11 protein-coding genes are annotated in these 13,484 nt (G+C 46.6%); all 11 read right to left on the reverse strand.

All coding sequences use genetic code 11. The features are described 5' to 3' along the window. Window positions 1-198: 198 nt before the first annotated feature. Window positions 199-2,049: a hypothetical protein gene (locus K9857_RS13905; protein WP_224536646.1), complete on the reverse strand. Its 1,851-nt coding sequence runs from the start codon at window positions 2,047-2,049 to the stop codon at window positions 199-201. Between the two features lie 179 nt (window positions 2,050-2,228). After that, window positions 2,229-4,223, reverse strand: a complete 1,995-nt coding sequence (locus tag K9857_RS13910) for a polysaccharide biosynthesis protein (RefSeq protein WP_224536708.1) — start codon at window positions 4,221-4,223, stop codon at window positions 2,229-2,231. Between the two features lie 109 nt (window positions 4,224-4,332). Further along, window positions 4,333-5,349 carry an MraY family glycosyltransferase gene (locus tag K9857_RS13915; RefSeq protein WP_224536648.1) on the reverse strand — a complete coding sequence of 339 codons (1,017 nt, stop codon included), beginning with the start codon at window positions 5,347-5,349 and terminating at the stop codon, window positions 4,333-4,335. A 2-nt stretch (window positions 5,350-5,351) separates the two neighbouring features. Continuing rightward, window positions 5,352-6,314: a UDP-glucose 4-epimerase family protein gene (locus K9857_RS13920; RefSeq protein WP_224536649.1), complete on the reverse strand. Its 963-nt coding sequence runs from the start codon at window positions 6,312-6,314 to the stop codon at window positions 5,352-5,354. Window positions 6,315-6,316: 2 nt separating this feature from the next. Next, window positions 6,317-7,567, reverse strand: a complete 1,251-nt coding sequence (locus K9857_RS13925) for a glycosyltransferase family 4 protein (protein WP_224536651.1) — start codon at window positions 7,565-7,567, stop codon at window positions 6,317-6,319. A gap of 14 nt (window positions 7,568-7,581) precedes the next feature. Further along, window positions 7,582-8,712, reverse strand: a complete 1,131-nt coding sequence (gene wecB / locus K9857_RS13930) for a non-hydrolyzing UDP-N-acetylglucosamine 2-epimerase (protein WP_224536653.1) — start codon at window positions 8,710-8,712, stop codon at window positions 7,582-7,584. Window positions 8,713-8,735: 23 nt separating this feature from the next. Then, complete coding sequence (gene wbjC, locus K9857_RS13935) at window positions 8,736-9,854, reverse strand: UDP-2-acetamido-2,6-beta-L-arabino-hexul-4-ose reductase (RefSeq protein WP_224536655.1); 1,119 nt, start codon at window positions 9,852-9,854, stop codon at window positions 8,736-8,738. A gap of 3 nt (window positions 9,855-9,857) precedes the next feature. Next, window positions 9,858-10,892 carry a polysaccharide biosynthesis protein gene (locus K9857_RS13940; RefSeq protein ID WP_224536657.1) on the reverse strand — a complete coding sequence of 345 codons (1,035 nt, stop codon included), beginning with the start codon at window positions 10,890-10,892 and terminating at the stop codon, window positions 9,858-9,860. Window positions 10,893-10,924: 32 nt separating this feature from the next. Next, on the reverse strand, window positions 10,925-11,707 hold the full coding sequence (locus K9857_RS13945; protein WP_224536659.1) for an AglZ/HisF2 family acetamidino modification protein: 783 nt from the start codon (window positions 11,705-11,707) through the stop codon (window positions 10,925-10,927). Between the two features lies 1 nt (window position 11,708). Further along, complete coding sequence (hisH, locus tag K9857_RS13950) at window positions 11,709-12,323, reverse strand: imidazole glycerol phosphate synthase subunit HisH (RefSeq protein WP_224536661.1); 615 nt, start codon at window positions 12,321-12,323, stop codon at window positions 11,709-11,711. Next, on the reverse strand, window positions 12,320-13,462 hold the full coding sequence (locus K9857_RS13955) for an N-acetyl sugar amidotransferase (protein WP_224536663.1): 1,143 nt from the start codon (window positions 13,460-13,462) through the stop codon (window positions 12,320-12,322). The genes hisH and K9857_RS13955 overlap by 4 nt, the downstream gene beginning before the upstream one ends. Between the last annotated feature and the right edge of the window lie 22 nt (window positions 13,463-13,484).

Genomic DNA, 13,484 nt, shown 5'->3' on the forward strand with positions numbered 1-13,484 from the left:
GGGAAGAGAGATAGCCTTTACGCATAGTGGAACTCCATGACATCGATTGAGAAAGCAGCTTTTCCGAAGCTGCCTCTCGAATTTAGGCGATATCTGGGAAGTGTCAAAAATACATGCGTTACGGAGTGTGAACTAATTCTACTCCTCGCTAGCTGTTGATATCAGATTATTCCCACACACGCAAAAGCAGTGTCGCTGCTAGTGAGCTCTTGTTTGGATACATTTATCTGCAGGCAGATCAACAGAATAATTCGGTTTTAGTAGCTGTTGGATAGGCCGCTCTTCAAACCCGCCTGCTCCTTTAGGGGTATTCCAGGATGCAACCACATCATAATCCTTGAGATCCGCTCCGAATGTACCAATGAGGCTATCAGAAATACTCCTAGGACCTCCTGGCTCGACTAAAAGCCATGCTGAAATCAGTTGTTCGCATGGAACCCTCTTCAACACTTCAGTAGCCAACTTGAAACTGCCCGGATAACCTCCAATCATCCACGCCCGGCCGATACTGTTGGCGCCGAGCGCGTAAAGCAGCCCTGGGGACTGGCCGCTTAAATCTATGATCGGTGTGCCTGAATGAAAGCCAGCTTTTCGCGCTTTCGTTATGGCATCTGTCAAGTAGTTAGCATACCCCTCAGAAAGCCAGAGCCGAGAACCACTCCGGCCTAATTCCACCGGCTGAACGTTTAATACTAATGGTTGCGGCTGCCTATAAGGCAATGTCATACCCGAGTGAACCAATATTACTACGACCACCTGGGTGATCAACACCAGTGGAAATAGAATGAAGGATGACCTCTCACCACGTAGCGATGGGACAAAAAGTACCAATCCAGCCACCAACCAAAAAAAACCAACCAAACTCCCTACTGCCCAATAGTTATTATTACTGCCAAAGGCGTAAATATGTGGAAATACTGCAAACGATAACGCCATAAAGATATGCGATAGAGAAAATTTCGAGATAAAACGACGACTGTAAAAAAAGCAGCTAAGCAATAGCATTGCAGTTGGGACCACCAGGATTAAAAGTCCTTGAAAACTGCTAGGCTTAAGATTTAAGTGGCATTTACCCGTAATGAATAAAATAACAACAAGCAGCAAAGCACCTGAAAGTAAAAGCCCTAACGTACGGGTTAAAAGATTATTAATATATAAAAAAATCGGAACAACGAGACATACAATGAGCACGACTCGAAAATTTTCCACCTCATCTGAACCTAATAAAAAATCATCAAATCGCAACAACTGCACTAGTGTATGACCGCCACCTAGAGATTCGGCGAAAGTCATCGCTGTTTGCAGCCTTAGTACAAACCCCGATATTGACCCGTCAATTATTATCGAACTAAAAATCAATAAAAAAACCACCAACATTGCCGAAAGCAGCATCATACGAATATTAACTTTCCTCGTAATCAGCAAACAAAAGAAAACACAGGCTCCAACTAAAGCAGCACTACTAGGCTTTGCCATGAAAGCCAACCAGCCACCAACAGCAATTAAGACCCAACCGAATGAACGCTCTTTTTTTAGCTCAGTCAAACACAATCCGGCAGCGATGATTAGGAGCGCTTGAAAATTTAAGCTATTGTAGCTCGGTGACAGAAGCCAAAAGCTAAAAAAGCTGACACCTCCACTTGCAAAACCAAAAGACACTATATGTCGATTTACTTTCGATTTAATGTCCGAAGGGAACAAACCTCTAATGATGGTGTCGACCAGAAACCAACTTAGGGAAAATGTAAGCAGCACATTCGCTCTTCTCAGCCATGCAACATCCCCTCCTACAAGCAGATTCAACGGATAGTAGATATAGCCAAACTGCGTCAGAGACGAATCATACAATTTTGGGGATGCCACCCAATTTAAGTAAAAACCCTCGTCAGTAAATTCAAAGCCATAAGAACTGTAGAATAGCAACCAAACAAGTACCGCTATAGATCCAATAGCAGAGAGTAGAGCTAGGCACCATTCAGCCGCATGCGAAAACCTAACCTTCAGAGAATTATCCTTAGTCAAATCAGAGGTATCGCTTTGAATGCTCATTACAACCTTAGCCCTTAACTTTTTACTTCGACATTACTACAGCAATCGCTTAACAAGAGCCGTCATATTTTATGCTATATAAACGATTACCGGCACTTAACGCAAAAACCACAAGAATTTCATAATAAAAACGTCCGCGCGGTTGCGGACGTCTTTCCATACAAATTATAGATCAGCAGTCAAGGTTCAAGCCTTTGCTGTTGATATATCCAGTCTACAATTTCACCATCTGGCGTGTAGCCACTAACGGTATCACGCAAAAGTTGCCGCACCCGCGAATAATCATCATGTTCTACCGCAAGCAGCAACTCGGTAAGCTTCTCTTTCAATACGTCCCAAGACAAGTAGTCCTCATTCGCGCTCATAATCATGGGATGTTTAGTCGCGGCTACGTTATCACCTATAAGAAGCTCTTCGTAGAGCTTTTCACCTGGGCGCAGGCCCGTAAACTCTATGGCAATATCGCCGTTCGGATTTTTATCTGAGCGAACACTTAATCCCGAGAGGTGAATCATTTTTTCTGCAAGTTCGACAATTTTTACAGGTTCACCCATATCCAAAACAAAGACATCACCCCCCAGCCCCATCGAACCGGCTTGTATCACTAACTGAGCTGCTTCTGGAATAGTCATGAAATAACGCGTAATTTTAGGATGGGTAACCGTTAACGGCCCGCCTGATTTTATTTGCTTGTGAAAAAGTGGAATTACCGATCCAGACGAACCCAAAACATTCCCAAACCTGACCATTGTAAAGCGCGTTTTATTAACACGAGATATCTTAGAGTAATCACCAAGCAAAACGGGTGCTATTTCACGACTCAGTGCCTGAAGAGTCAGTTCTGCAAGACGCTTGGTACTACCCATAACATTTGTAGGCCGCACTGCTTTATCGGTTGAGATTAGTACAAAATTAGAAACCCCTACCTGTAAAGCGGCTTGCGCAGTATTAAGAGTACCCATCACGTTATTCAACACACCTTCGGCAATATTATGCTCAACCATAGGCACGTGCTTATAAGCGGCTGCGTGGTAGACAGTATCAACTTTCCAAGTTTTCATCACCTCCACCAACTGGGCTTGATTACGCACAGATCCCAATATAGGTAGGAGTTTCACCGATAATGACTCACGATTTATACGTTGTTCGAGCTCTGCCAGGATGCAGTAAAGATTAAACTCACTATGATCGAATAGAATCAGTGTGGTGGGTGACTGTGTAAGGATCTGTCTGCACAGCTCCGAACCGATTGAGCCACCCGCGCCAGTTACAAGAACGGCTTTCTCCAGAATGCAGTGCTCCAACAAATCATCTTGTGCGGGCACAGCATCGCGTCCTAGGAGATCGGCAATGTCTACCTCCTGAATATCATCCACCTTCACTCTGCCACTCGCCAGATCCATGAATCCCGGCACGCTGCGTACATGTAATGGATAGTTTTCAAGGAAACCGAGAATTTCGCGGCGTCGTCCCCGAGAGGTCGAAGGAATGGCGAGCAGTATCTCCTGAGCACCTGTAGCGTGAATCATTTGCTCGATATGACGTGGCTTATAAACCTGAAGGCCTGAGATAACCCTGTTAGAAATACTGTCATCATCATCAATGAAGGCGACTGGGCGCATGGCGCGCCCCATTCTCAGCGCAGCTACTAGTTGATTACCCGCTGCACCAGCGCCGTAGACCGCAACTCTAGGTAACCCATCGTCACGGTTAGCGAATGGAACATGTTGAGCGGCGGAAAACCAATCACCGAGGAAGTACTGACGCATCGCAAGGCGAAGCCCCCCGATCATCACCATGCTTAACCACCAGTAATTGAATATGATGGACCGCGGCACTACATTTTGATGATTGCTATACCAATAGACAATAAAACCAAGGATCAATGAAGACAGACTCACTGCCTTGATGATGGCAATTAGTGCGTCATTGCCGAAATAGCGCATGACTGCGCGATACATGCCAAATCGAATGAAGAGCGGAATCGCTACGAGAGGCGCGCTGACGAAAAGCCAGACGTGAGTGGTGAAGGGATTGATCATTTCATCGATCCCGAGACGCACAACAAATGCCAACCACAACGCCATCCAAACCAGACCTACATCAGCTAGCACCTGAATCAGCCGTTTGTGACGACGCGGGAGCCCCAACAACACCGCGCGTAGTCGATCCATAAACGCTTCAAACACCTTTACCGCTCCTAAACTGATATCACTCGATCATTGTACATATTCGCTCGAAACCGGCACTGTCTAAATACGACGCCTACCCAGGTCAGAAATCCTAGGGAGTTTCGAGTTTTCCAGCATGGAATTTGAAGGCAAGAATGATCAGCGGAACGTACGAGATAAGCACACCCCAGGCCCCATCGAGCCCGAGTCGGGTCACTGCGAAGGCAACAGGCAACAACCAAAATAGGTTGATTGCACCTACAGCCAGCGTTACGGGTAGATGCTTGCCGAACCGACGGGATGCAAACTGATAGGCATGGCTACGATGAGCTTCATACACTTTATCGCCGCGTAGAAGCCTGCGTATCAAGGTAAATGTCGCATCGACAATGAACACACCCAGCAGAATTACCCACGCCCACATCAATTTAGGGGAGATCCAAGCCGCCTGTAGAGACATTACACCTAAGGTTATTCCTAGAAAACCGCTTCCCGCATCCCCCATAAATATTCGCGCAGGGGGAAAATTCCAGCACAGGAAACCGACAACCGCCGCAGCCAGCATTGCCGGCCCCCAAATGAGTTCTTGTGCGTCAATGAGCCAGTAAAGCAAGCAAGCACCAAGGCAAGCGCTTAGCGCTTCAACACTAGCGATGCCATCAATTCCATCCATAAAATTGTATAGATTCAGCAACCAAACTAAGTAAACAGCAGCCAGGAAGTGACCAACCCAGTATAGATTCAGGTGAGTACCAAACAACGTGATGGGGGGAAGCCCGCCCAACCAAGCGAGAGCCCAAACTCCGGCCCCAAAATGCCCCAACAGACGCCAGCGGGCAGCAATGTGACCATGATCATCCATAAACCCAATTACGGCTACCGCAGCGCCAGCACCGCCTACGGCGATCAGCTGCTGCCAGGGAACCATCTCAAAACTACCAAAAACTGGAATCGAGGCCAAAAAAGTCAGCACAATTGCCACCCCTCCCCCTCGCGGAGTTGGAATAGTATGGGAGCTTCGCGCATTGGGAATATCGATAATACTTCGAGCCAATGCATATCGTCGCAGAGCAGCAGTTAACAAAAAAGAAATAACGGTAACTACCGGTACCAGCCACAAATAAACCATTGTTATTGATGTTCCCGAAAATGCATTGCAGTGATCGCCAGCGCCTCATCCACACTGAGTGGGGGCGCCCAGCCTAGAAGGTCTCGTGTTTTGCTGATATCGACTCGCAATGAACCGCAAAGGCGCTGGGAAAGCGCCTTTTTACCTAAAAGTGCTGCACCACTCCGAAGCACCCAGGCAGGGACTGGAACAAGCCTAGCCGGCTTGTTGAGTGCTTTAGCCATCTTGCTCAACAATACGGTAGTGGACAAATCCTCTCCATCACTTACTAAAAATGTCTGGTTAGCCGCAGCGGGATGATCGATACAGGTAAGGATCAGGTCGACAAGGTTGCCCAGTGCCACGAGACTGCGACTGTTATGAATCGCTCCGAAAGGAAGAGGAATGCCCCGATCCAGCCAACGCATCATGCTCAGAAAATTAGCTTTAACACCTGGTCCATAGACCAGAACCGGCCGAATAATGACGATCTCCATAGTTGTTGCTTTGGCCAGTTGGCGAAGCCCTTCCTCAGCTTCCATCTTCGATACCCCATAGGGATCTACAGGAGCCGGAACGTCTTCAGCACTAAACATGGAGCCTTCGTCAGTCCCTTCGCCGTTGACCTTGATGGAACTGATAAATATGAACCTTCGCACACCAGCAGCGGCCGCTTGCCTAGCAAGATTCAATGTACCGTCAACGTTCACTTTACGAAAAGCAGCCAACGGATCGACTTCGACGTCTTGCATGACATGTACTCGAGCTGCGGAATGTATAACAACACCGCAGTCCGCCAAGTGTGCATCCCACTTAGTCATGCCATCGAACGTTTCGATGCGGACTTTAGGAACATTCGGAACACACACGCGTGACTCGTCTCGAACAGCAACTACGACAGAAAACTTATTCTCGTAATTTAAACGTTTAAGAATGGCGCCACCGACGAAACCTGTTGCACCAGTAAGTAGTATTGTCGGCTGCATTATCAGGTAGCCTTGCGTAGAGTAGCGTTACGGAATAAACGTTCAAGCCGGGACAAAAGTATAGGTTTAGAATAATAGTTTAAGTAGTACTGATGCCCCGCTTGTCCCATTGCTTTCAGACCCATCGCGTCTGTGTTTGCTAGCGCCATCGTGATATCAGCCAAGCCGCTGGCGTCGCCGGACGCACAAGTAAAACCGGCGCCTGACTCTGTAATCACTCTGGCAGCCTCGCCATTGATCATTCCCAGAAGTGGTCTACCCGAAGCCAAATATGCTTGCACTTTGCCGGGGATGGTCTTTTCAAAAACGTCATTGGTTTTCAGAGATACGAGCAAAGCATCTGCATTCGCGAACAAAGCTGGCATCTCTTCTAATGGGTGCCTTCCCAATAACAATACGTTACTTAGTCTCCTGGATTGAACTTGTTGAGCAACCCACTCACTCATTCGACCGTCACCGACAATTACCCAGCGGACTGCCACCTTGCCTTGCAATTTTTCGGCGGCATCCAGTATAGCCGGGAGATCTTGAGCTTCGCCAAGGTTGCCCGCAAATACTACGGTGAATACGGAACCGTCCCGTTCGAGTAAACGAGAATCTTGCGATGATGGGGATGAAAAGTCATCTTCAGCCCAGCTTGGAAAGTACACCAACCGTTCAGGAGAAATGTTTCGCGTACAGTATCTTTTTACATTATCGAAGAATCCGTTCGACTGCAAAAGTAAGTAGTCTGTACGATTGTAGATCCAGGAAACCATTTTCCCGACCATCGATAGCAAGGCTGGATGTTTGATAACGCCGACAGCTCGAAGTGTCTCAGGCCATAAATCCAGCACCCAAACAAACACGGGGGCTTTCTTTAACCGTCCAATGACCAGCGCTGGAATCGCAGCCATAATTGGGGACACAGCATAGACAAATATCGCATCAAATTGCTTGCCGCGCAGTTTATATGCCCCAATAGAGGAGGCACTGGTGAAAAAACTTAGATAATTCAACATTAAACTAATACTGCGTTTCCCACGCGCAGCCATAGGCACCCTGAAGATTTCAGCGCCTGAATACTCACTAAAGCGCTCAGGCGCAGATAGGTATTCCTTATATACCTCACCCTCAGGGTAATTTGGTAGTCCAGTCAACACAGTGACCGAATGTCCTTTCTCGGTAAAGTCACGAACCAAATCGTTGATACGCATATTTTCAGGCCAAAAATATTGCGTAACTACCAAAATCCTCAATTTACTCTCAGACATGAACACAACTCAGATTAGTAGCGCTTCCAGACCACACGATTAACGTAGTCAGTATAACTATGTACGATCCTCGCGACTTTCTCAGATACATTCGGCATGCTGTAGTCGGATACAAGTTGCAACGAACGCACCGTTCCTGAAGCTTGAGTTTCCAAAATCATTAATCCTTGCAGAACCCGCTCGACTTCAAGCCCGACCATCATCACGGCAGCCTCTTCCATGCCCTCCGGCCGTTCATGAGCTTCACGGATGTTCAACGCTGGGAAATTAAGGATAGAAGATTCTTCATTTATAGTTCCACTATCAGACAGCACAGCCTTGGATTCAAGCTGAAGTTTATTGTAGTCCTTGAATCCTAAAGGCTTTAAAAGCCTAACATTTTCATGAAATACAATACCCAAAGCATCAACTCGCTTCTGTGTGCGCGGGTGAGTAGAAACAATGACCGGATGACCAAATGTGGTTGCTACCGTATTCAGAACATCAACCAATTTAAGAAAATTTTTATCAGAGTCGATATTCTCTTCACGGTGCGCACTAACGACAAAGAATTTCCCGGATTCAAGCCCCAGACGCTGTACTACGTCAGATGTTTCGATACCATTGCGGTAATGGTTTAAGACCTCAAACATAGGGCTACCCGTTTTGATCACCCTATCTGGAGGCAGACCTTCATTGAGTAAATAATCACGCGCAATTGTGCTGTAGGTAAGATTGATATCAGCCGTGTGATCTACAATCCGACGATTGATTTCCTCAGGGACCCGCATATCAAAACAACGATTGCCTGCTTCCATGTGGAAAGTCGGGATCTTCCGACGTTTTGCAGGAATAACCGCCATACAGCTATTGGTATCACCTAGGACAAGTAGGGCTTCAGGTTGCACTGAGGCAAGCACGCGGTCCACTGAAATAATGACGTTTCCGATCGTTTCTGCGCCGTTACCACCCGCCGCACTCAGGAAATGATCAGGCTTACGAATGCCAAGGTCCTGAAAGAAAATTTCATTCAGTTCATAGTCATAATTTTGACCTGTATGGACTAGTACATGATCGCAGTACTTATCCAGCGTGGTAATAACGCGCGACAACCGAATAATCTCGGGGCGCGTTCCTACTACAGTTACAACTTTCAGCTTTTTCATTGCAATATTCATTCCTAATTCAATCAGGCTTGGGTGCCCACAGGCATCGTGTAAGTATCTGGAAGCTCACGATCGAAAATTTCGTTCGCCCATAACATCACGATCATTTCACTCTCGCCAATGTTCGTGATGTCGTGGGTCCAGCCAGGTACAGTTTCGACAATTTCCGGCGTATCCCCATTTGTAAAAAGCTCGTAGAACTCCCCTGATACGATGTTACGGAAGCGGAAACAGGCATTCCCTTTAATTACCAAAAACTTCTCTGTTTTCGTGTGATGGTAATGGCCACCGCGGGTGATACCCGGATGGGCAGTGAAATAAGAAAACTGACCTGAATCTTTAGTTTTGAGCATCTCCACAAAGACACCACGTGTGTCTCCATACTTTGGAACCTCGTAAGTAAAATCCTTAGGAGGCAGATAGCTGAGGTAGGTGGAGTACAGAGCACGAACCAAACCTGTCCCTACTCGCTCAGCAATCATCGATTGCCGACTTTCCTTAAATGCACGCAACTGTGTAGCCAATTCGCCGACTGTAATTGAAAACTGTGGCTCGACAACAACAAAGGGATCGCCAGATACTTTTCCATCCATGACAGAAATAAAGCAGTTAATAACATCATCAATATAAACTAGGGGAATATTCGCATTTGCATCATTTATGCTTATAGGTAGGCAGTTAACGATGTTATGGCAGAATGTCGCAACAGCAGAATTATAATTAGGTCGCGCCCATTTCCCAAAGACATTAGGCAATCTGAACAAATGTACTTGGCTATTACTCTTGGCAGAAAGACTCAACAACGCTTCCTCAGCATTTCGTTTACTGGAACCATATGCATGGTTCGATTCTGCTTGTATAGAGGATGTATAGAGCAAAGGGATGTTTCGACCTGTTCTAGCGACAGCAGAACACAAAGTCTTCGTCAGATCGGTATTCCCAACTTTAAAGTCTTCGACATTTTCAGGACGATTGACCCCGGCCAAATGGAAAATAAAATCCACTTCTGATACCAATGACGGTAACTGGGAGACGTCGTCTTCTCGACAAAACTTCCGCACCTCAACATCATTTCGTTCATTTAGATGAGCGAGTAGATTTTTACCGACGAATCCGTTGGCACCGGTGATCAATACTTTCATGCCTTATTCCTCGGGTGTCGCAAATTCACCGCGCTGAATCGCGCGCATGAAATCTAATTTCAGTAATAAATTTTGCATTCCCTCAACGTCAAGCCGTTCGGTATTGTGGGAGTTGTAATCTTCCATAGTGGAAATCTTTTCCTCACCTTGCTCAACAAATTTACTGTAATTCAAATCACGCAAATCTGGAGGAACACGGAAGTAGGCCCCCATGTCTTCAGCACAAGCCATCTCTTCACGACTTAGTAAAGCCTCGTAAAGTTTTTCGCCGTGACGTGTTCCGATGATTTGGATGGGATGCTCGGGTTGTCCGAGCATCGCCGTCAACGCCCGGGCGAGTGTCTCTACTGTGGCAGCAGGGGCTTTCTGGACAAAGAGGTCACCATTGTTACCATTCTCAAAAGCGTACAAAACCAGATCAACGGCATCCGCCAGCGTCATCATGAAGCGTGTCATGTTGGGATCAGTAATTGACAGGGATTTACCTGCGCGAATCTGCTCAATGAACAGAGGGATCACAGACCCACGAGATGCCATGACATTCCCGTAGCGAGTGCCACAGATGACGGTCTTAGACTCGTCCACATTGCGGGACTTGGCTACCATCACTTTTTCCATCATGGCTTTGGAGATGCCCATGGCGTTGATGGGATATACAGCCTTATCGGTACTCAGACAAACAACGCGTTTGACTTCGTTCTGGATCGCGGCTTCAAGAACGTTATCGGTCCCAATAACATTAGTCTTGACGGCTTCCATCGGATGAAACTCACAGGACGGAACCTGCTTGAGCGCTGCAGCGTGAAAAATATAGTCAACACCGCGGGTAGCATTCAAAACGCTTTGGTAATCGCGCACATCACCAATATAGAATTTCAGCTTCGGGTTGCTGTACCGCTTGCGCATGTCATCTTGTTTCTTTTCGTCACGGCTGAAAATGCGAATTTCGGCAATATCGGTGTCGAGGAAACGCTTCAAGACTGCGTTACCGAACGAACCTGTACCACCAGAGATAAGAAGTTTTTTTCCACTAAACATAATGACCTACCCTTGCCGCGAACCAGGCAATGTTACTTAGTTCGTAATGCTGAATAAATTAGCTCGTCTTTTTGCTGTGCACTTGGGTAGCTAATCAGAACGGCACGGTACGCCCCCTTGAAAACGAAAAAACTACCGGCTGCAATCCCCACTACACCACACGCATCGACCACATTGCGCATGTCGCCAAGCGATCCACCTCCGCCCAGAATCGTAATGGGTATGTGGACCGTCTGACGAAGCTTCTGGGCTAGATCGATATCATAGCCCTTCATTCGACCGTCGTTTTCAATGGAATTTATAACTATTTCACCGGCGCCAAGTTTCTCTACTTCCAGGGCAACATCAAGAACGTTCCGCTTGGTATTACGAGTTCCATTATGCGTCCAGACATCGCAGGCCTTGCTCAGCATCCGAGACTTATAATCGAGCACGACGACAACACTTTGACTCCCAATTTCTTCGGCGATTTGGGTGATCAGCGCGGGGTTATCCAGGGCAGCCGAACTGATAGCGACCTTTTCGACGCCCAACGCAATAATTTCTTTCGCCTGTTTCGCCGTACGTATACCACCACCGTAGCAAAGAGGCATTCGGCATTCAGCGGCCAGATTTGCTATTTGCTTGTAATTAGGCTCAGCATTATTAACCGTAGCATCAATATCAATAACAATCAGTTCGTCAGCTTCTTTCTCATTGAAGATTTTCACGGCGTTAATTGGATCACCAACATATTTGGGATCCTTAAACTTCACTGTCTTAACTAGCCCGCCATCTTGAATCAAAAGACATGGAATAATTCGTGGTCTTAGCATTTCATAGTTCCGCGAAATTTTTCAGTAGGCCCACCCCGAAGTGGTGGCTCTTTTCGGGATGAAACTGGACGCCATACACGTTATCCGCACGGACAGCACAGCTAAAATCCAATCCATAGTTAGAAGATGCAGCGATGTGTTCAGAATTCAAGCATTCGAAAAAGTAAGAGTGAAGGAAGTAGAAACGAGCTTCTTCTTCGAAGCCCTTGAAAAGGGAATTATTCAATGAAGGCGAAACATCATTCCACCCCATATGAGGCAATGGCAAATCCGATAACTCCGGAACAGCTTTGAACGACCGAACCTTCCCAGGGACCCAACCCAAACCAGGCAGCGATCCTTCCTCACTGCTGTCGGAGAGAATCTGCATACCGACGCATATTCCCAGCACAGGAATCTTCGATTCCACTACGAGGTTATCCAACACTGGCCGCATGCCTGACGCGTCAAGACGTTCGATCGCATGGTCAAATGCCCCGACTCCGGGCAAGATTATCTTAGAGGCAGCTTCGAGTTCGGCTGCACATTTCGCTACAGCCACAGGAATATGTAATCGCCGGTAAACATTGACGAACGCCTGAATATTTCCCAAACCATAATCTACGATTGTGATCATCTGAAGAGTCTTCTTTCCAAACCAAGTGCGCTTAGCACCCGAGAGCCGATCCCGATGAGGAAGCGCTTGTTTTTGTAGTCAAGACACGTCTTGTTATGACCTTCAAAAATGCTCTGAAGCTCTGGGACAGTCAAGTCTAATTTATGAGCCACATATTCAAATTCGGATTGCAGAAATTTCTCATCCAGTTCAGGCTTGGCAATACGTTCCAACGCGGCGTCACGTGTTAATTGACCGGTCATGATGAGGCTCGAAAAATGCGCCCGACGCTTTTCGTATCCGAATTTTCGAGGCATCCAATAATCTTCGTAAAAACGGGTGAACCTCGATTCGTGGTGTTTGTGTTGGAAGCGCTTCCAGCCGAACAACCGTTCTAGGGTCTCCTCAGCCTCACTTTTTATATAAGGCAGCAAATTCAAAGGACGAACCACTTGCATACCCAAGACGTAGCGATAGTAAATTTTGTAGGACAACACATCGACAATCGGAAAACTTTTCAGTTTCCGCGAGCCGAATTTATTATGTATGTCATTAATAAGTATCTTATCAATACCTGGATAAGCGCCCCACTCTTCGGGCTCACGACAGCACTCGGTTGAATAGTTCCCCCCTGTCAATACATACTTGATCTTATGAGCCTTAGCAAACTTATACAGGCCAGAAAAGAATGCCGTGTCTTGAGGAATGTCCTGATCCGGAACTTGAGACTTCAAGAACGCAACCTGCAAACTCTTCATCTCTTCCCAGTTGATTACTTCGGTATAAAGGTCCAAACCCAGACCATCAACAAGCTTTTCGATATTCCCGACGGCCTGATCAGTATTCCAGCCAGCATCCACGTGAAAAAGCAGAGGTCTGAGACCCATTTTTTCTTTTGCGACATATACAAGATAAGAGCTGTCAAGCCCACCACTTAGACCGATGATGCAGTCAAACTCCTTACCCTCACCTTCTTTTCTAATTTTATCTGCAATTTTCATCAACTCGGCTTCGCCGATTGATCCAGTGTCCCAATTCGGACGGATATTATTCTCAAAATTCAAGCAATATTCGCATTGACCATCTTGCGAAAAAGTCAGGTTAGGATCACTGGTATCCATAATGCATGTGCGGCAAATGTTGTATTTCTTCAGACTCATAAAGCACCTTAAGCATCCACGA

This window comes from Pseudomonas sp. REP124 (genome assembly GCF_020164475.1).
Taxonomy (GTDB): Bacteria; Pseudomonadota; Gammaproteobacteria; order Pseudomonadales; family Pseudomonadaceae; genus Aquipseudomonas.